This window comes from Pseudomonas sp. B22129 (assembly GCF_044218875.1).
Classification (GTDB): Bacteria; Pseudomonadota; Gammaproteobacteria; order Pseudomonadales; family Pseudomonadaceae; genus Aquipseudomonas.
Window position 1 is genome coordinate 5,823,353 of sequence record NZ_CP162592.1, and the last position, 18,352, is coordinate 5,841,704.

16 protein-coding genes and 3 pseudogenes are annotated in these 18,352 nt (G+C 61.9%); 7 read left to right on the top strand and 12 right to left on the bottom strand.

Annotation, left to right across the window (positions count from 1 at the left end; genetic code table 11):
* Positions 1–62: 62 nt before the first annotated feature.
* Genes AB4P94_RS26345 through AB4P94_RS26365 form a run of 5 tightly spaced genes read right to left on the bottom strand, consistent with a single transcriptional unit; the run spans position 63 to position 5,005 of the window.
* Positions 63–1,118, bottom strand: coding sequence for an ABC transporter substrate-binding protein (locus tag AB4P94_RS26345; protein WP_395608214.1), 1,056 nt, complete (start codon positions 1,116–1,118; stop codon positions 63–65).
* Positions 1,119–1,168: 50 nt separating this feature from the next.
* Entirely contained in the window at positions 1,169–2,461 is a 1,293-nt protein-coding gene (locus AB4P94_RS26350; RefSeq protein WP_395608215.1) for an NAD(P)/FAD-dependent oxidoreductase, read from the bottom strand.
* A gap of 34 nt (positions 2,462–2,495) precedes the next feature.
* Positions 2,496–2,891, bottom strand: coding sequence for a RidA family protein (locus AB4P94_RS26355; RefSeq protein ID WP_395608216.1), 396 nt, complete (start codon positions 2,889–2,891; stop codon positions 2,496–2,498).
* 26 nt (positions 2,892–2,917) lie between these two features.
* Positions 2,918–3,616 carry a haloacid dehalogenase type II gene (locus AB4P94_RS26360; protein ID WP_017256004.1) on the bottom strand — a complete coding sequence of 233 codons (699 nt, stop codon included), beginning with the start codon at positions 3,614–3,616 and terminating at the stop codon, positions 2,918–2,920.
* A gap of 15 nt (positions 3,617–3,631) precedes the next feature.
* Positions 3,632–5,005, bottom strand: a complete 1,374-nt coding sequence (locus AB4P94_RS26365) for a glycerate kinase (protein ID WP_395608217.1) — start codon at positions 5,003–5,005, stop codon at positions 3,632–3,634.
* Positions 5,006–5,198: 193 nt separating this feature from the next.
* Between AB4P94_RS26365 and AB4P94_RS26370 the strand changes: the two genes are divergently transcribed.
* Positions 5,199–6,554: an aspartate aminotransferase family protein gene (locus AB4P94_RS26370; protein ID WP_395608218.1), complete on the top strand. Its 1,356-nt coding sequence runs from the start codon at positions 5,199–5,201 to the stop codon at positions 6,552–6,554.
* A 196-nt stretch (positions 6,555–6,750) separates the two neighbouring features.
* On the opposite strand, the gene AB4P94_RS26375 is transcribed toward AB4P94_RS26370, so the two are convergent.
* From AB4P94_RS26375 to AB4P94_RS26385, 3 genes and pseudogenes are all read right to left on the bottom strand, one after another.
* A complete protein-coding gene (locus tag AB4P94_RS26375; RefSeq protein WP_395611393.1) occupies positions 6,751–7,572 on the bottom strand; it encodes a methyl-accepting chemotaxis protein in 822 nt (273 codons plus the stop codon).
* 84 nt (positions 7,573–7,656) lie between these two features.
* A pseudogene (locus AB4P94_RS26380) lies at positions 7,657–8,430 on the bottom strand (cache domain-containing protein); the annotation flags it as partial.
* Between the two features lie 602 nt (positions 8,431–9,032).
* Positions 9,033–10,352 carry a Na+/H+ antiporter family protein gene (locus AB4P94_RS26385; RefSeq protein ID WP_395611394.1) on the bottom strand — a complete coding sequence of 440 codons (1,320 nt, stop codon included), beginning with the start codon at positions 10,350–10,352 and terminating at the stop codon, positions 9,033–9,035.
* A 457-nt stretch (positions 10,353–10,809) separates the two neighbouring features.
* On the opposite strand from AB4P94_RS26385, the pseudogene AB4P94_RS26390 reads away from it, so the two are divergent.
* Both AB4P94_RS26390 and AB4P94_RS26395 read left to right on the top strand, forming a co-directional pair.
* Positions 10,810–11,832, top strand: a pseudogene (locus tag AB4P94_RS26390) (chemotaxis protein); the annotation flags it as partial.
* A 393-nt stretch (positions 11,833–12,225) separates the two neighbouring features.
* A pseudogene (locus tag AB4P94_RS26395) lies at positions 12,226–12,738 on the top strand (methyl-accepting chemotaxis protein); the annotation flags it as partial.
* 142 nt (positions 12,739–12,880) lie between these two features.
* On the opposite strand, the gene AB4P94_RS26400 reads toward AB4P94_RS26395, so the two are convergent.
* From AB4P94_RS26400 to AB4P94_RS26415, 4 genes are read right to left on the bottom strand one after another with little or no spacing between them, the layout of a single operon-like run.
* Positions 12,881–14,200, bottom strand: a complete 1,320-nt coding sequence (locus AB4P94_RS26400) for a sensor histidine kinase (RefSeq protein ID WP_395608219.1) — start codon at positions 14,198–14,200, stop codon at positions 12,881–12,883.
* Positions 14,197–14,865, bottom strand: a complete 669-nt coding sequence (locus tag AB4P94_RS26405) for a response regulator transcription factor (protein WP_395608220.1) — start codon at positions 14,863–14,865, stop codon at positions 14,197–14,199. Before AB4P94_RS26405 ends, AB4P94_RS26400 begins: the two co-directional genes overlap by 4 nt.
* A complete protein-coding gene (locus AB4P94_RS26410; RefSeq protein ID WP_395608221.1) occupies positions 14,865–15,179 on the bottom strand; it encodes a PepSY domain-containing protein in 315 nt (104 codons plus the stop codon). Before AB4P94_RS26410 ends, AB4P94_RS26405 begins: the two co-directional genes overlap by 1 nt.
* Positions 15,179–15,481 (bottom strand): PepSY domain-containing protein, encoded by a 303-nt coding sequence (locus tag AB4P94_RS26415; protein ID WP_395608222.1) that lies wholly within the window; start codon positions 15,479–15,481, stop codon positions 15,179–15,181. Before AB4P94_RS26415 ends, AB4P94_RS26410 begins: the two co-directional genes overlap by 1 nt.
* Before the next feature lie 160 nt (positions 15,482–15,641).
* Between AB4P94_RS26415 and AB4P94_RS26420 the strand changes: the two genes are divergently transcribed.
* The 4 genes from AB4P94_RS26420 (at position 15,642) to AB4P94_RS26435 (ending at position 18,326) form a co-directional block, all read left to right on the top strand.
* Positions 15,642–16,721 (top strand): patatin-like phospholipase family protein, encoded by a 1,080-nt coding sequence (locus AB4P94_RS26420; protein WP_395608223.1) that lies wholly within the window; start codon positions 15,642–15,644, stop codon positions 16,719–16,721.
* A 76-nt stretch (positions 16,722–16,797) separates the two neighbouring features.
* On the top strand, positions 16,798–17,154 hold the full coding sequence (gene queD / locus AB4P94_RS26425; RefSeq protein ID WP_003190259.1) for a 6-carboxytetrahydropterin synthase QueD: 357 nt from the start codon (positions 16,798–16,800) through the stop codon (positions 17,152–17,154).
* Between the two features lie 90 nt (positions 17,155–17,244).
* Positions 17,245–17,694, top strand: a complete 450-nt coding sequence (locus tag AB4P94_RS26430; RefSeq protein WP_395608224.1) for a GNAT family N-acetyltransferase — start codon at positions 17,245–17,247, stop codon at positions 17,692–17,694.
* Between the two features lie 8 nt (positions 17,695–17,702).
* Positions 17,703–18,326 (top strand): NUDIX hydrolase, encoded by a 624-nt coding sequence (locus tag AB4P94_RS26435; RefSeq protein ID WP_395608225.1) that lies wholly within the window; start codon positions 17,703–17,705, stop codon positions 18,324–18,326.
* Positions 18,327–18,352 lie beyond the last annotated feature (26 nt).

Below are 18,352 nucleotides of genomic sequence, written 5' to 3' on the forward strand. Positions count from 1 at the left end.
GTGCGCCCGCAACGCGGGGCGCACTCTTCACCGTGGCAGGACGTGCAAAAGCCAGGCGCGCCCTACTTGGCGAGCCAGGCGTTGTAGCGGGCGGTCAGGTCTTCCAGATGGTCGTTCCAGAACGTGGTGTTCAGTGGAATCGCCTCTTTCATGTTCTCGGGGTTGCTCGGCAGGTCGACGTAATCGGCCGGCGGAATCAACGCCGCCGCGTCACGGTTGGGCACGCCGTAGGAGACCAGGCTCGGGAACTTCGCCTGGTTTTCGGAGCGGCTGGCGAACGCGAGGAATGGGGTGGCAAGGTCTTTGTGCTCGGCGCCCTTGAGAATCACCCAGCTGTCCATCGCGTAGATGCTGCCCGGCCACACCAGTTTGTAGTGCTTGTGTTCGGTCTTGCTGATGTTGGTCAGCCGGCCGTTGTACACCGCCGCCAGCGCCACTTCACCCGAGGCCAGGTATTGCAGCGGTTGGCCGCCGGCATCCCACCAAAGGATGTTGGGGCGCAGTTCGTCGAGCTTGCGGAACGCGCGATCCACGCCTTCCGGGGTCTCCAGTACGCTGTACAAATCCTTCGGCGCTACGCCGTCGGCGAGCAGCGCGAATTCCAGGTTGTACTTGGCGCCCTTGCGCAGCGAACGCTTGCCGGGGAATTTCTTCAGGTCCCAGAAATCTGCCCAGTTGGCCGGGCCGACCTGGAACTTGTCGGCGTCGTAACCCATGGCCACCGACCAGTAGTAAACGCCGGCGCCGCAAGTGCTGATGGCATCGGGCAGAAACTTGTCCTTCGCGATGATCTTGCTCCAGTCGAGCTTCTCGAACAGCCCGTCGGCGCAGCCAAGCTCAAGCACATCGGACTCCACCTGCACCACGTCCCAGTTAGGGTTGCCGGCCTTGACCTTGGCTTGCAACACGCCGTAACCGCCGTCCCAGGAATCTTCCAGCACCGGCTTGCCGATGGCCTTGGAGAACGGGGCAAAGTAGATTGCCCTTTGCGCATCCTGGGTCACGCCGCCCCACCCGACCACGGTAAAGTCGCGGGCCGAGGCCTGGCCTGCGGCAACCGCCGAGGCCAGTACTGCAAGGGTGCCGATACAACGCGCCAATCTGAAGTGCTTCAACATGGTATTCCCCTGATCGTTAAGTCACGCGTGGCCCTGTCGTGCGCAGGGTTTCAGTTCACATCCATCATGCGGAACCAGCTCGAGGCCACAGCGGCGTAGAGCTGGTTCAGTCCGTGAAACGGGATGCGCTTGAGGCGGGTAACGGGCAGGCCCAGCGCTGAAGAACGGTCGAGCAAATGCGCGGCCAGTGATTGGCCCATCGCGGTCATCATGGCAATGCCCCGGCCCTGGCAGCCGAGCACCGCGCTGATGCCTGGCGCTGGCTCGTGCACGTGCGGCAAGTAATCCGGGGTGACGGCCAACTGACCAGACCAGGCGTATTCAATGGCTACGCCTTCAAGTTGTGGGTAGGCCTGGACCATCAGGCGGTACAGGTGCGAGAAGTCCGACGGCGTCTTGGCACCACCTGCCTTGCCTTCGCCACCGAGGAAAAACCGCCCGGCGCTGTCACGGCGAAAGTACTGGATCAGGCGACGGGTGTCGGCGGCGTGGTGGCCTTCGGGCAAAATCGTCGCGCCCAGGGCCGGTGACAAGGGAACCGTGGCGATCTGGAACGAGTGAATCGGGATGATAGTTTGCTTGAGCCCCGGCCACAGCCCGTCGGTGTAGCCGTTGGTGGCAAGGATGACCTGCGCTGCGCGCACGTTGCCCTTGGGCGTCGTCACCAGCCATTGATCAGCGGCTTGCTCCAGCGCGGTCACCGGGGTCTTTTCAAACACGCGCGCCCCTTCGCTGACCGCCGCACGGGCCAGGCCGCGCACGTAACTCAACGGCTGCAGATTGCCGCCGCGCGGGTCGATGATCGCCCCGGTGTAGGCCGGGCTGCCGGTGATGCGTCGGGTTTCTTCGCGGCCCAGCGTGCGCACCGGCACGCCGCGACTGATCCAGCCCTTGGCGCGCCGCTCAAGGTCAGCCTCGGCGCTTTCGCGGTGCGCGGGCATCAACCAGCCGGTGCGTTTGATATGGCATTGAATGTTGTAGCGTGCGACCAGGTCGAACACCACGTCCGGCGCACGGCCGGAAAAATCCAGGGCGTGGTCGGCGATCTCCGCGTGCTTGGCCAGCACATCATGGGGGTCGAGCTTGAGGCCGGGGTTGATCTGCCCGCCGTTGCGCCCGGAGGCACCACCGCCGACCAGTCCGGCGTCCAGCACCGCCACCGATACACCGCGCGAGGCCAGCTCGATGGCCGCCGACAACCCGGTAAACCCCGCGCCGACAATCGCCACATCCACCACCAAATCTTCCTGCAACGCCTGCAATACCGGCGCGCTTTCGGCCGTGGCCGTCCAGGCGGCGCGGTCCAGTGGTTGAAGAATCGAGTTCAGCTTTGTCTTGCTCATGTGCGCACCCTGTCTGCGGGGGAATTGGCGGGGGTCAGGCAGCGTCGGGGACGGCCACGATCAGTTCGACTTCGACTTTGTAGCCCGGGTCGGCCAGCGCCGGCACGATCACCAGCGTGGAACACGCGCGCACGGTCGGGATGTAGCGGTTGCGGATAGTGCGATAGATCGCAATGTCCTCGGCACTGGTCAGGTAAGTCGTGGCCTTGACGATGTGCTCGGGCGAAGTGCCGGCTTCCTTGAGCAATTGCAGGATGTTCTTCCAGGTGATGTCGATCTGCTCTTCAGCGGTCTCGCCCAAGCGGCCATCGGGGCCGACGCCGATCTGCCCGGAGGTGATCAGCAGGCGCGTGGAACGGTCTACCAGCGCGGCTTCGGAAAACTGCGTGGTGGGTGCCGGACGATCCGAGTAATTCAAACGCGTAAACATGGTGCCTCCAGTGGTTTTGTGAGGGTTTACCAACCCAGGGATTTGAACAGCGCAGGGACGTGGGACAGGTTTGGAAAAATTTCATCGGGGGTGTAATCGGCGGGCGCCTTGCGGCCCGTGCCCCGGTCGATCCACACGCAGCGAAAGCCGATGTCCCGCGCGGCGGTAAGGTCGAGCAGGGGCGAGGCGCAGATGTGCACCACCTCGGCCTTGTCCACGCCCAGCTCGCGGTGAGCGTGGTTGAACAATTGCGGCGAAGGCTTGTAGGCGCGCGCCTGTTCGGCGGTGATCACACGGTCGATGGTGCCGCCCAGTTGCGCGACGTTGCCGGCGATCACCGAGTCTTCGGTGTTGGACACGATGCACAGCTTGAAGCCCATGCGCTTGAGCTCGGTGAGCGCGGCGACCACTTCGGGGAACGGCGGCATGGCCGAGATGCGTTGCAGCAGCAAGTCGAAATCGGCGAGGTCGGTGGGCACGCCGAAGTGGGTCATGGCCTCGACAAAACTCTGGGCGACGATGGCGCGAAACTTCATGAACGGCACCGATTGCTCCAGCACGTGTTCACGCTCGTCGTGCCAGGCGATGACCTGCTTGAGGTCGATGTCGGTGCGCCCACGGCGTTCGAGGATTTCGGTCAACGCGGCGCGTACACCTTCATCCCACTGGATCAGGGTGCCGTAGCAATCGAACGTCAGCCAGGTCGGTTTTTGGCCCGTCAGCATGGGGTTCTCCTTTGTTTACGGTTTGGCGATCAGGACGAGTTTCAGGTCGTTGACGTTGGTGCCCGTCGCGCCTGTCTCGATGGCATGGAAAATCTGCTCCAGCGCCGGCGTCACGTTGTGCCGGGCCAGGGCCTGGTGCAGGTCGACACCCAGCTCCAGCGCGCGTTGCGCGGTGCTGCCATCGGCGATGCCGCCGGCGTAACGGGTCGGCCCGTCGGTGCCGTCGGTGTCCAGGCCGAGCACCACGATGCCGCGCGTGCCCTGCAATTCCAGGGCGGCGCTCACCGCGAATTCCTGGTTGGGGCCGCCAGTGCCGCGTTGGCCGCCGGTGGTGACGGTGGTTTCACCGCCGCCGATCAGCACGCACGGCGGGAACAACGGGCGGCCGTCGAGGGCAATTTGTTTGGCGATGGCCACCAGGTTGCGGCCCAGCGCGCTGCTTTCGCCTTCAAAAAAGGTCGACAGCAGCAGCGGGTTGTAGCCGTTACGCCGCGCTTCGTTGGAGGCGCCGATGCAGGCGGCGTCGGCGGCGACGAGGATCACGTCCTGGCAGGTCAGGTGCGCCAGCTCTTCAGCGCGTACGGTTTCATCCTCCGGCGGCGCCAGGCGCAAGTAAGCGGCGATAGCCACCGGCATGCGGTCCCACAGGTGGTATTTGTCGAGCACGGCCTGGGCGTCGGCGAAGGTGGAGCGGTCGGGCACGCTGGGGTCGGTGATGTAGTCCAGCGCGTCGCCGATCACGTCCGACACGGTGAGGTTGATCAGCACGGCGCCGGGGGCGAGGTGGCGAATCAGGCGGCCGCCTTTGACGGTGGATAGGTGTTTGCGCACGTCGTTGATTTCGACGATGTTCGCGCCGCAGGTCAGCAGCAGGTCGTTGGCCAGGGCCTTTTCGGCCAATGAGATGCCGGGCACCGGGGCGACGAACAAGGATGACGAACCGCCGGTGAAGCAGCCGAGCACGATGTCGCCGGCACGCACGTCTTTCAGCAGTTCGACGGTATCTGTCGCCGACTTCAACGAGGCTTCGTCCGGAATCGGGTGGCTGGCCAGGCGCAGTTCGATATGGTCGAGGCTGCCCTCCTGCCCGTATTTGCAGGTCACCAAGCCTTTATGGATGCGTGCGCCGAGCAGCGCGTCAAGTGCCTTGGCGATGGGAAAACTCGCCTTGCCGGCGCCCACCACAAACACCCGCACGCCGTCGGCCAATGAGTAACGTTGACCCTCGACCACCAGGGTGTCGCCTTCCAAAGTCACGAAACGCTGCACTGCATTGCCGGGGTCGGCGTAGGCAATGCCCGCCTCTGCAATGCTCAGGGCCAGGCGGCGCAACGCCGTGTCGCCGCTGCCCTGCAATACCGCTCGATTCTTGATGGTGGTGCCGGACATCGGGTTTCTCCTGGCGGTGGATAAGGTGGCGAAATCGATTATTGAAGAATGTCGACAATATTACAATACGTCAGAAATAATAAATTGATTATTGTCGACAATAACGATGATGAGTATGCTGGCGCCTGTCTTCACTGCTGTCTGAACCACCCTAACCCCGCAGGCCAACCGCCCTGCCCGCCCGGAGTGCACCATGACTGACACGCCCAAGCGTCACGCCACGATGGTCAACGCTTTCAACCCCGAAAGCCTGAAGAACCTCGACGCTGACACCCGCCACCAGATCGAAAGGCGCATCCGCCTGCTGGGCCCGGCCTATCGCCTGTTCTATCAAAACCCGGTGCAAGTCAGCCGTGGCCAGGGCGTGTTGCTCTACGACAAGCACGGCAATGAATACCTGGATGCCTATAACAACGTGGTGTCGGTGGGCCATGCGCACCCCAAGGTGGCGGACGCGATCAGCCGCCAGGCGCACACGCTATGCACCCACACGCGCTATATCCAGGACGGCATCCTCGACTACGCCGAGCAATTGCTCGGTACCTTTGGCGGGCGCGTGGGTGAGTCGGGGCACATGATGTTTACCTGCACCGGCTCCGAGGCCAACGACCTGGCGATGCGCATTGCCCAGCACCACACCGGCAAGAAAGGCATCATCATTACCTCCGAGGCGTACCACGGAAATTCGCACCTCACCGCCGGTTTCTCGCCGTCGCTGGGTGCCAGTTCGCCGCTGGGCACCTGGGTGCGCCGCGTGCCGACGCCGGACTCATACCGCATCCCGAAAGAAACCATGGGCCAGTGGTTCGCTGACCAGGTGAGCCTGCAGATCCAGGACCTGGAGCGCCGTGGCGAAGGCCTGGCGGCGTTTATCGTCGATTCGATTTTCTCCTCCGACGGCGTGTTCTCCGACCCCACCGACTTGCTCGGGCCGGTGGCGGAAGTGGTGCGTAAGGCGGGCGGGCTGTTTGTTGCCGATGAAGTGCAGTCAGGTTTTGCACGTACCGGCGACGCGCTGTGGGGTTACCAGCGCCACGGCATCGACCCGGACATCATCACCCTGGGCAAACCGATGGGTAACGGCTTCCCGGTCGCCGCCATCGCCATCGCGCCGGAAATCGTCGCGCGCTTCGGCCAGGACATGCGTTATTTCAATACGTTTGGCGGAAATACCGTGGCCATCGCAGCGGCGCAGGCGACCCTTGATGTGATCAATGAAGAGAAACTGCTGGAGAATTCGGAGCGCGTGGGCCGCTTTATCCGCGCCGGTTTCGAGGATATCGCCAGCCGCTATGAACAGATTGGCGACGTGCGCGGCGCCGGCTTGTATATCGGCGTGGAGATGGTCAGCGACCGCGAGGCCAAGACCCCGGACGCGGCGCTCACCAGTGCCATCGTCAATGGTTTGCGCGAGCGGCGAGTGTTGATTTCGGCCACCGGGTTTGCCGCCAACACGTTGAAGATACGGCCGCCGCTGGTGTTTTCCGAGAAAGACGCCACGCGGCTGTTGACGGAAACCGAGGCGGTGCTGGCGACGTTATTGAAGTAAACCCAAAGCCCGTAGCAAGCGGGCCTGTTGTGGCAAGCAGGCTTCTTGTGGCGAGCGGGCTTGCCCCGCGTTGGGCTGCGAAGCGGCCCCAGAAAGCAGAATGCGGTGTATCAGATACTCCTCGTCGTCTGGTTTTGGGGCTGCTACGCAGCCCAACGCGGGGCAAGCCCGCTCGCCACAGCTGCTCCGTTGTTTATCAGATTCTGAACTGCCCCACCAATTGCCCCAAACGCTGGCCCAAGTCGGCAAGGCTACGCGAGGTCTGCGCCCCCAGCTGGGTCTCATCCGCCACACTGTCCACCGCCACGGCAATCTGATGCACGCTACGGTTGATCTCTTCGGCCACGGCGGTTTGCTCTTCGGCGGCGCTGGCAATCTGTGCGTTCATCGAATTGATGGTGCCGATCAACTGGGCCATGGTGTCCAACGACGCCCCGGCTTCGTTGGCTTTGGCCGAGGTACCGTCGCCCGCATCACTGGAGCGGCGCATGGCATCGACGGCGGCGACCGTGCCTTTTTGCAGACGGTCGATCATGCCCTGGATTTCCTGGGTGCTGGTCTGGGTGCGGCTGGCCAGGGCGCGAACTTCGTCGGCGACCACGGCAAAACCACGCCCGGCCTCGCCGGCCCGCGCGGCTTCGATGGCGGCGTTGAGCGCCAGCAAGTTGGTCTGCTCGGCGATGGAACGGATCACGCCGAGCACGCTGACAATCGACGACACGTCCTGCTGCAGGCTGTCGAGGGACACGCCGCTGCTGCGGATGTCGTTCACCAGCGCATGGATTTGCGCAATGCTGCCATCCACCACGCGCTTGGCGGCCTGGCCTTCAGCGTCGGTTTGCTGCGCGGCCACGGCGGCGCCCTGAGCACTGCGCGCCACTTCGTGGGCGGCAGACGACATCTGGTTGATCGCGGTGGCGACCTGATCAGTTTCGTGACGTTGGCGTTCCATGGCCTGCTCGGAGCGTTGGGCCTGATCCGACACCTGGCTGACCAGGCCGGTGAGTTGGCTTGTCATTTCAGTGATCTGGCGCACCAGGCCGTGGATCTTGTCGACAAAACGGTTGAACGCGCCGGCCAGATCGCCCAGTTCATCCTTGCTGGTGATGGCCAGGCGGCGGGTCAAATCGCCCTCGCCTGCCGCAATATCGTCGAGGTTGGCTTTCATCAAATGCAAAGGCCGCAGGATGGTATTCGCCAGTACCATGCCCACCGCTGCAATGACCAACAGCACCACCACGGCCACGCCGAGGATGCTCAGCAGCACGCCTTCCATGCGTTTTTCGACCTTGGCTTCAACCACTGCCACTTGGGCTTCGATGCCATCGAGGTTCACCGAGGTGCCGATGACCATGTCCCATTTGGGCAGGTATTCGGTGTAGCCGAGTTTGGGCACCAGTTCGGTCTGGCCGGGCTGGGTCGAGCTGTATTGCAGGTAGTGGGTGCCGTCCTTGCCGACCTTGACCAGGTCGCGGTTGACGTAGACGCCATTGGGGTCGCGGTTGTCCTTGAAGCTCTTGCCCACGCCGTCGGGGCTGTTGCCCTTGAACAGGCGGATGGTTTCGGAGTCGTAGCCGAAGAAGTAGCCGTCCTTGCCGTAGCTTGTATTCGACAGGAGCTTGACCACTTGGGCGCGCGTGGCGGTGTCGCCTGGGGCGGCGGCGTCGTAGAGGGGTTTGATGGTGGTCATGGCCACCTCGACGTAACTTTGCAGGGTGGCCTTGGCGTCGTTGAGCAGGCGCTGGCGGGTTTCGTCGACCTCATTGTGGGCCTGGGTCTGGAGGATCCACACGGTGGTCAGGCTGATGACAGCGGCGAACAGCAATACCGGCACTATGGCGAGGGACAGGACTTTGGCCTTCAGGCTCAGACGCATGGGATTTTCTCTCTTGTTCGTGGCGACTTGAGAGGTTAACGGCTGGTTGGGGGATATCTGTAGCTGGGGGTGGGTTGGCGGGGGGCATATCCGTTATTTGGGTGATGGCCACTATTGGTTCCGCCCTTACGGCGGCTCACTTTTGAAAAGCGCAAAAGTAAGCAAAACGCTCTTGCCCCAACACTCGGCACCTCGCTGTGGCTCGGTGTGCCCGTAATCCGGCCAGCGTGTTTTAACGGGGCGCCCAGGATCAAAGTCAAAAGCAGATCACAAGCACGGCGGCCTGAGTGGTGTGGAGCAAAAGCAGTCAAGTGTGGGAGCTGGCTTGCCTGCGATGCAGGCAACTCGGTACGTCAAGCACACCCAGTTGATGCCATCGCAGGCAAGCCAGCTCCCACGGAAAAGTAGATCTATGCAGATCTTGAAGTATTACTCGGTTAGAAATGTGGGAGCGGGCTTGCTCGCGAATGCAGAGTGTCAATCAATGAATCAATTGGCTGACCCACCATGTGTCCGGTCCATACAGCTTCAAAGTAACCCGCCGTAAGGGCGGAACCCATATCAGCCGTTACCCACACAATGGATATGTACTCAGCAAACCATCAAAGCGTCATCGCAGCCAACCACCCAAACGCCAACAACGGAAGGTTGTAATGCAAAAAGGTCGGCACCACCGTGTCCCAGATATGGTGATGCTGCCCGTCAATATTCAACCCGGAAGTCGGCCCAAGCGTCGAGTCAGAAGCCGGCGACCCCGCATCACCCAGCGCCCCCGCCGTACCCACGATGCACACAATGGCCAACGGACTGAACCCCAGTTGCACGCATAACGGCACAAAAATCGCCGCCAAAATCGGCACTGTCGAAAACGACGACCCAATCCCCATGGTCACCAACAGCCCCACCAGCAACATCAACAACGCGCCCACGCCGCGGCTATGCCCGATAAACGCTGCCGAAGTTTCCACCAGCGAGCGTACGTCACCGGTGGCCTTGAGTACCTCGGCAAACCCCGACGAGGCAATCATGATGAAGCCGATCATCGCCATCATCTTCATGCCTTCGGTGAACAGGTCATCCGTCTCACGCCAGCGCACGATGCCCGAGACCGAAAAGATCAGGAACCCGGCCAGGGCGCCGATGATCATCGAGTCCAGCCACAGCTGGATGATGAACGCCGAGGCAATCGCCAGCCCCGCCACCAACAGGGTCAGCGGGTTGTATTGCACCGCCACCTGTTCGACTCGCTCGATTTTCTCCAGGTCATACACGCGTTTTTTACGGTAGCTGATAAACACCGCCACCAGCAGGCCAACCACCATGCCCAGCGCCGGCAAACCCATGGCGTGGGTGACGTTGACCTGGCTGATGTCCACCCCACTCTTGGCCACGTTGGCCAGCAGGATCTGGTTGAGAAAAATATTGCCGAAGCCCACCGGCAGGAACATGTAGGGCGTGATCAGGCCGAAGGTCATCACGCAAGCAATCAAGCGGCGGTCCAGTTGCAGCTTGGTCAGCACGTAAAGCAGTGGCGGCACCAGCAACGGGATAAACGCGATGTGGATCGGCAGAATGTTCTGCGAAGCAATCGCCACCACCCACAGCAAGCCGATCAACAGCCATTTGACGTGGCTACCGCCGGTGGCTTCCTGGCGATCTACCAGCATCAGCGCCTTGTCGGCCAACGCGTGGGCCAGGCCGGACTTGGCGATCGCCACCGCGAAAGCACCGAGCAAGGCGTAGGACAGCGCCACCGTCGCGCCACCGCCCAAGCCACCGTTGAAGGCTTTGAGCGTAGCCTCGATGCCAAGGCCACCGGTCAACCCGCCAACCAGGGCGCCGACAATGATGGCGATGACCACATGCACGCGGGACAGGCTGAGCACCAGCATGGTGCCGACCGCGGCGATGACTGCGTTAATCATGGTTACCTCAAGCAAAAACAAAAAAACAGGCATGCCCGCGCCCGGGCGGCCAGTGTGGCTGCCAGCGTGCAGGCTTGAAGGAGGTCTTATTAGAGGGCGCGCACTGTGCCGCAGGCGGGGCAGCATGTCAAAAAACGGCGCCGCTTTCAGGTTTAAATTGATCGTTTGAATAAAGAAAATTCAAAAGAAGCCGATAACCTGATTCTCTGTGTTTTCAGGTTAAGGATGCACCTCGATGTCCGTCAGACAGCTCTCCATTCAATGGAAAATCACCCTGCTCGCCGGCCTTTGCCTGCTGGGGATCGTGACCCTGCTGGTGGGTCTGTCGTTGTATCGCATGGAGCAGAGTTCGCAGCAGGTCAAGGCGGCCAGCATGCAGATGCTCGACGAAGCCGCCCAGGCGCGTATCGAGGCCCAGGGTGAAGTGCAGGCGCTGGGCATCCGCCAGCAATTCATGGACGCCTACCAGTACGGCCACGGTTTTTCCCGCCAAGTGCTGTTTTTGCGCGAGCAGGCGGAAAAACGCTTTCTCGACGCCTTCGACACCCGTGAGGACCTGACCCGCCAGGTTAAAGCCGCCCTGCAAGCCAACCCTGACCTGCTGGGTTTGTCGCTGGTGTTCGAAGCCAACGCGCTGGATGGCAAGGATGAGCTGTTCGCCAACCAGGCCGAGTTGGGCAGCAACGACAAGGGCCGCTTCGCCCTGTACTGGTCGCAACCCACCCCAGGCAAACTGGAGTCGATGGCGCTGCCGGAAAGCGACATGGCCGACACCCGCGTCGGCCCCAGCGGTGAAAAGGCCAACGCCTGGTTCACCTGCCCGCGCACCACGCTCAAGCCGTGTGTGATCGAGCCTTACTTCTATGTCATCAACGGGCAAAACGTGCTGATGACCAGCATCGTGTTCCCGTTGATGGTGAATGGCAAAGTCATCGCCTCGCTGTCGGTGGACATCAACCTCAACAGCCTGCAGGCCGTGAGCCAACAGGCCAGCCAAAAGCTGTATGACGGCCAGACCCAGGTCAGCATCCTCAGCCCCACCGGCGTGCTCGCCGGCTACAGCCCGGACGCCAGCAAGCTCAGCCAGCGCCTGGATCAGGTCGATACCGCCAGCGGCGCGCAACTGATCAGCGCCCTGGCCAGCGGCAGCCAGACCCGCAGCCTGCGCACCGATCACCAACTCAAGGTGCTCGCGCCCTTCACACCGATTCCGAACGGCAAGCCATGGGGGGTGTTGCTGGATGTGCCGGAGAAAGTCCTGGTCGCCCCGGCCGAAGCGCTGAAAGCCAAACTGGATACCGACAATGCCAAGGGCACCCTGCTGGAGTTGAGCCTGGGCCTGCTCGCGGCGGTGGTCGGTTTGATGCTGGTGTGGCTGATGGCGCGCAGCGTGACCCGGCCGATCCTCGGTGTGGCGCGCATGCTCGAAGACATTGCCAGCGGCGAAGGCGACCTGACCCGTCGCCTGGCCTACGACAAAAAGGATGAGCTGGGCCAACTGGCCGGCTGGTTCAACCGCTTTCTCGACAAGCTGCAACCGATTATTGCCGAGGTCAAACGCTCGGTGCAGGACGCCCGTGGCACCGCCGACCAATCCGCTGCAATTGCGACTGAAACCAGCGCGGGCATGGAGCAGCAATACCGCCAGGTCGATCAGGTGGCCACCGCCTCCCACGAAATGAGTGCCACCGCCCAGGACGTCGCCCGCAGCGCCGCCCAGGCCGCGCAAGCAGCCCGCGATGCTGACCAGGCCACCCGTGAAGGCTTGACCGTGATCGACCACACCACCACCAATATCGGGCACCTGGCGGCAGACATGAGCACCGCCATGGCCCAGGTCGAAGGCCTTGCGGCCAACAGCGAGAAGATCGGTTCGGTACTGGAAGTGATTCGCGGCATTGCCGAGCAGACCAATCTGCTGGCACTCAACGCCGCCATCGAAGCCGCCCGCGCCGGTGAGGCCGGGCGCGGGTTTGCAGTGGTCGCTGACGAAGTGCGCAACCTGGCGCGGCGTACCCAGGAGTCGGTGGAGGAAACCCGCCTGGTGATCGAGCAGTTGCAGAGCGGCACCGAGGAAGTGGTGGGTTCCATGGGTAACAGCTATCGCCAGGCCCAGGGCAGTGTCGAGCAGGTTGGCCAGGCGGTGACCGCCCTGCGCCAGATCGGCGATGCGGTGACAGTGATCAGTGACATGAACCTGCAAATCGCCAGTGCCGCCGAAGAGCAAAGCGCGGTGGCCGAGGAGATCAACAGCAACGTGGCAACGATTCGGGATGTGACCGAGTCACTGTCTGAACAGGCCAATGAGTCGGCGCGGGTCAGCCAGGCGTTGAACAGCCTGGCGAATCAGCAGCAGGGGTTGATGGATCAGTTCAGGGTTTGATGCGACCTGCATGGGTTCCGAACGCTGTAAAGATCACAATGTGGGAGCGGGCTTGCTCGCGAATGCGGTGCAACAGTCAACATATCCAGTGACTGATACCCTGCATTCGCGAGCAAGCCCGCACATTTTAAGCCGTTGTGTGTCAGATCTGGCGTCGCGGCAACTCGATCAACACTTTCAACCCACCCAGTTCACTCTCCTGCAACTGCAACACCCCGCCCCACACCTCGACAATATCGCGCACGATCCCCAGCCCCAAACCATGGCCGTCAATCTGCTCATCCAAGCGCGTGCCGCGGCTGAACACTTGGGCACGCTGGGTTTCAGGAATGCCGGGGCCGTCGTCTTCAACCTCAATCAGATAGCTGTGCGCTGTTTCGCCGATAGTCACGCGTATTTCGGCGTCGGCCCATTTGCAGGCGTTGTCCAGCAGGTTGCCCAGCAGTTCCAGCAGGTCCTCACGGTCCCAGGGCAGTTGCAGGCCAGGGGTAACGTGGTGGCTCAAGTCCAAGTGTTGACCGTGGATCATGTTCAACGTGGCGAGCAGGCCCGGCAGTTCTTTTTCACAGTCAAACAAGGCGCCTGGCAGCGTTTCACCCGCCAGGCGGGCACGATTGAGCTCACGGTTCAGACGCTGTTGCACCTGCTCCAGATGATCGCGCAGCAATTTAGCCAGCTCGGGGTGCTCTTTGAGCTGTTCGCTGGACGCCACGCTCAGCAGCACTGCCAACGGTGTTTTCAGCGCATGCCCCAGGTTGCCCAGTGCATTGCGCGAACGCTTGAGACTGTCTTCGGTGTGCGCCAGCAAGTGGTTGATCTGCGCCACCAGCGGTTCCAGTTCCTGTGGCACTTGAGTGTCGAGTTGCGAGCGCTGGCCTTGTTGCAACTGGGCAATCTGGTTGCGCGCGGTTTCCAGTGGGCGCAAGGCGCGGCGCACGGTGACCCTTTGCAGGATCAGCACCAGCAGCAGCGCCGCCAACCCCAGCACCAGACCAATCTGACGCATCAGGCGAAAGCTTTCCCGCACCGGCGTGTAGTCCTGCGCCACGCTGATGGAAATCGACTGGCCGAAGCGTTTGTAGTCCTCACGCAATACCAGAAGCTGCTGCCCTTCCGGCCCCAACTGCAAGTTGCCCTTGATTCCGGCCTCGGGCAGACGCGGCAGGTCCTGGTCCCACAATGAGCGGGAACGCCAATGTTTGTCGGCAAAATCAATCCGGAAATAGTGCCCGGAAAACGGCCGTTGATAGGCCGGTGACAGGCGTTTCTCATGCAGTTGCAAACCATCGGCGCCACGCACCAACGCCACCAGCAAGTTCTCGCTGTCGTTGCGCAGGCCGGCTTCCAGGTAGCGCTGCAAGCCGGCTTCGAACAACCACAGGCTGGTTTGCGCCAGCACCACGCCGACCACCACCATCACGCTGATCAGCCCCAGGCTCAGGCGCCGCTGGATCGACCTCATGCAGAGCCCGCGCCAAACCGGTAACCCTGCCCGCGCCGGGTCTCGATCACATTGCGGCCCAGCTTGCGGCGCAGGTGGTTGACGTGGACTTCCAGCACATTGGAGTCGCGCTCCGTCTCGCCGTCATACAGATGCTCGGCGAGGTGGCCTTTCGACAGGATCTGTCCCGGATGCAACATGAAGTAACGCAGCAGACGGAATTCGGCAGCGGTCAATTGAATCTCCGCACCGTCACGCAGCACGCACTGGCGGCCTTCATCCAGATGCAGCCCAGCGGCTTGCAACGTCGGCTGGTTGGCGTGGCCATGGGAGCGACGCAGCAGCGCCTGAATACGCAGGTGCAGTTCTTCAGGATGAAAGGGTTTACTCAGGTAATCATCGGCACCGGCCTTGAGCCCTTCGATACGCTCAGCCCAGGAATCACGGGCGGTGAGCACAAGAACCGGAGTCACCAGCGCGGCTGCACGCCATTGCGCCAGCACCTCCAACCCCGGCAAACCGGGCAGGCCGAGGTCGAGGATGATCAGATCATAAGGTTCGCTGCGCCCCTGATACACAGCGTCGCGCCCATCGGCCAGCCAGTCGACGGCGTAACCCTGGCGCTGCAGGCCGGCCAGCAGTTCATCGGCCAGTGGTACGTTGTCTTCCACCAGAAGCAGGCGCATCAGTCGTCTTCCTTATCTTTGAGCAATACACCGGTTGTAGCATCCAGTCTGATTTCGCGCACCACGCCCTCAAGGGTCACCAGCTCGACTTCATAAGCATATTTACCGTGCTTCTTTTCAAGCTCGGCTTCCAACAGGCGCGAGCCCGGGTAGCGTGCCATGGCTTGCTGCAACAGTTGCTCCAACGGCAGGATCACCCCCTGCTCGCGCAAGGCCAAGGCTTCATCCTGGTTGAGGTCGCGGGCGTTGATGCTTGAACAAAAGGCCAGGAGCACCAGCACCATCACACCACTGGCGCGTCGATATACCGTCATTACGTATCCTGATGATTCTTGAGAACGTGCCCGGTGAGCGCGTCCAATTCGACTTCCCACTCGACCCCGTCGGCATCTTCCAGTTCGACTTGATACAGGTAAGTGCCGTAGGCCTCATCCAGGTCGGTGTCCAGCAAGGTCGAACCGGGATGCAATGCCAGGGCGGTGGCCTCCAATTGATCGAACGCAACAATTGTAACAGTGCCAGGCAATTTCAGCGGTTTGTCGGGGTCCACTGCTCGGGCCTGTGCCGCCGTAGAGGCGATGATACCGGCGGCGACCAGCGCTGTGAGGCGCTTCATGGTGAGTCTCCGTTTCAGGATGTTTTTCCTACGCCGCACACGGTATCCGTCGCAACTTAACTGAAACTGAATTGCCACCATGGCAATTTCCTATAGGTATATCCCCCTATCAACGTACGAGTTTTCCTATACTGCCCCGCTCGTTGCAAAAGAGACCGGTATGACAGCCATCCACATCAAATTTCCAGCCCTGACGCTCAAAGCCGGTAAACGCGCCTTCGCACGCATTCGTGAGAGCGGCTTGAAACCTGCCGACGTGGGCATTCTCCCCGGCGCTGCCGGCGGCCCCAAAGCGTTGGGCATCCAGGGCCTGGACCTGGCGCTGTTCGGCGACTGGCTGCCCCGCGCGCCACGCGAACGCGCGCTGATCGGCGCGTCTATCGGCTCCTGGCGGTTTGCCAGTGCCTGCTTGCCCGATCCGGTGCAAGGCCTGCTCGACCTCGGCCGCCTATACAACGAACAGCGCTTTGCCAAAGGCGTGACCATGGCCGAAGTCAGCCAGAGCTGCCAGCGCATGCTCGACGACCTGCTGGCCGGCCGCGACGCGCGGGTGCTGGACAACCCCGACTATCGCCTGAACATCATGGTCGTCAAAAGTCATGGCCTGCTTGCCGATGACCACCGGGGGCGCCTGGGCCTGGGCTTGTCGTCGGTGATTGCCGATAATCTGCGGGGGCGTGCACGGCTGTCGCGGCATTTCGAACGGCTGATCATCCACGACCCGCGCCAGGCGCCGCCGGTGCATCCGCTGAAGGATTTTCCGTCACGCTTCCTGAACCTGGAACTGGGTAACCTGCGTCAGGCGCTGCTGGCCTCGGGCTCGATTCCGATGGTGATGCAAGGCGTGCGCGACCTGCCCGGGGCTGGCGCGGGCACCTACCGCGACGGCGGCTTGCTGGACTACCACCTCGACCTGCCCTACCACGGCGACGATATCGTGCTGTACCCGCATTTCACCGACCGGGTCATCCCCGGCTGGTTCGACAAGGGCCTGCCGTGGCGGCGCAGCAATCAACAGGGTTTGCAGGATGTGTTGCTGCTCGCGCCGTCGAAGGACTATCTGGCACGCCTGCCCCACGGCAAATTGCCCGACCGCAGCGATTTCAAGCGTTTCATGGGGGATGACCCGAGCCGCAACAAGTACTGGCAAACCGCTATGAGCGAGAGCCAGCGAATGGGGGACGAGTTCCTGCGGCTGGCGGATAACGGTCAATTGGGCGAGCGCTTGCAAGCGCTTTGACTCAGCGGTATGCGCGGCGAGGGATCAAGCTGTTAAACTCGCCGCCTGCCAGACACCTGACCGAGCCGAAAATACCGTGGAAATCTTCAAAGAGTTTACGTTCGAATCCGCCCACCGCCTGCCCCACGTACCGGAAGGCCATAAATGCGGGCGCCTGCATGGGCATTCGTTCAAAGTGGCGATCCACCTGAGCGGCGACCTCGACCCCCATACCGGCTGGATTCGCGACTTCTCGGAGATCAAGGCGATTTTCAAGCCGCTGTATGAGCGCCTCGACCACAACTACCTCAACGACATCCCAGGCCTGGAAAACCCGACCAGCGAAGTGCTGGCCAAATGGATCTGGAATGAGCTCAAGCCGTTGCTGCCGGAGCTCAGCGCGATTCGCATCCACGAGACCTGCACCAGCGGCTGTATCTATCGCGGCGAGTAAACCGGCGCGCTGAAAAAACCACCCTGGCGGTGGTTTTTTTATGCCCGGCTAACTTACAGTCTTGACTCCCTGCCCAAAGAGCGCGCTGCCATGTCCACCTCGATACGCTTCGCGACTGCCAGCGATGTTCCCTCGATCGAAGCCATCGTCGAGGCAGCTTACTCGCCTTACATCGAACGGATCGGCCGCCAGCCCGGGCCAATGCTGGAGGATTATCGCCAGCTCGTCGAAACCGGTGATGTGCAGGTGCTCGATAAAGCCGGCCAGGTTCAAGGTTTTATTGTTCTGTTGAATGAAAACGGCGCGTTGGTGCTGGATAACCTGGCGGTTGCTCCGGCAGCTCAAGGCCTGGGGTTCGGGCGGCTATTGATGGACTTTGCAGAACAGCAGGCGCGCGACGCGGGCTACCCTGCCATCCATCTGTATACCAACGAAACCATGACCGAGAACATCGCGCTGTACGCCCGGCGCGGCTACACGGAAACCCATCGCGCCGTAGAGTGCGGCCTGCATCGTGTGTATATGAGCAAGCGCTTTTAGGAGCAACCATGGAAACTATCTGGCTGGCCCAGGCCAAGCGCTTGCAAGCGTTGGCCTCCACCGGGCTGCACTTTTGCACTGATGATTTCGAGCGCGAGCGCCTTGAGGAAATCGCCGAGATTGCCCACAGCATGCTCGCGCAATTGGCGGATGTACCGCTGGAGCGCATCAGCGGGCTGGTGACTGACTTTGCCAAACGCTATTCGACACCGATGATCGACGTGCGCGGTGCGGTGATCGAGGGTGATCGCATTCTGCTGGTGCGCGAATTGACCGACGGCTGCTGGGCCCTGCCGGGCGGTTATGCCGATATCGGTTTGTCGGCGGCGGAAAACATCATCAAGGAGATCCGCGAAGAGGCCGGGCTGGCCGTGACGGCGCGGGCGCTGTATAGCGTTACCCATAAAGCCAAGGGGTTGTATCGCCCGGACGTGCGGGACTTCTACAAGCTGTACTTCCTGTGTGAACGCGTGGATCACGCTGCGCCGGCGGCCGGTTTTGAAACCACCGAGGTGGGTTTTTTCAGCCTGGATAACCTCCCGCCGCTCTCCCGGGGCCGCACCATCGAAAGCGACCTGGAAGCCGCGTTTGCCTTCCATCGCGGCGAAACCACCCACACACTGTTCGACTGACAAGCATTTAATGCCTGATTGCTTCA

Coding starts and splice junctions, on each gene's coding strand:
- AB4P94_RS26420 (WP_395608223.1), top strand. CDS start 15,642: ATGACAGCCATCCACATCAAATTTCCAGCCCTGACGCTCAAAGCCGGT.
- AB4P94_RS26415 (WP_395608222.1), bottom strand. CDS start 15,481: ATGAAGCGCCTCACAGCGCTGGTCGCCGCCGGTATCATCGCCTCTACG.
- AB4P94_RS26400 (WP_395608219.1), bottom strand. CDS start 14,200: ATGAGGTCGATCCAGCGGCGCCTGAGCCTGGGGCTGATCAGCGTGATG.
- AB4P94_RS26350 (WP_395608215.1), bottom strand. CDS start 2,461: ATGAGCAAGACAAAGCTGAACTCGATTCTTCAACCACTGGACCGCGCC.
- AB4P94_RS26355 (WP_395608216.1), bottom strand. CDS start 2,891: ATGTTTACGCGTTTGAATTACTCGGATCGTCCGGCACCCACCACGCAG.
- AB4P94_RS26410 (WP_395608221.1), bottom strand. CDS start 15,179: ATGACGGTATATCGACGCGCCAGTGGTGTGATGGTGCTGGTGCTCCTG.
- AB4P94_RS26375 (WP_395611393.1), bottom strand. CDS start 7,572: ATGACAAGCCAACTCACCGGCCTGGTCAGCCAGGTGTCGGATCAGGCC.
- AB4P94_RS26345 (WP_395608214.1), bottom strand. CDS start 1,118: ATGTTGAAGCACTTCAGATTGGCGCGTTGTATCGGCACCCTTGCAGTA.
- AB4P94_RS26430 (WP_395608224.1), top strand. CDS start 17,245: ATGTCCACCTCGATACGCTTCGCGACTGCCAGCGATGTTCCCTCGATC.
- AB4P94_RS26405 (WP_395608220.1), bottom strand. CDS start 14,865: ATGCGCCTGCTTCTGGTGGAAGACAACGTACCACTGGCCGATGAACTG.
- AB4P94_RS26435 (WP_395608225.1), top strand. CDS start 17,703: ATGGAAACTATCTGGCTGGCCCAGGCCAAGCGCTTGCAAGCGTTGGCC.
- AB4P94_RS26360 (WP_017256004.1), bottom strand. CDS start 3,616: ATGCTGACGGGCCAAAAACCGACCTGGCTGACGTTCGATTGCTACGGC.
- AB4P94_RS26365 (WP_395608217.1), bottom strand. CDS start 5,005: ATGTCCGGCACCACCATCAAGAATCGAGCGGTATTGCAGGGCAGCGGC.
- AB4P94_RS26370 (WP_395608218.1), top strand. CDS start 5,199: ATGACTGACACGCCCAAGCGTCACGCCACGATGGTCAACGCTTTCAAC.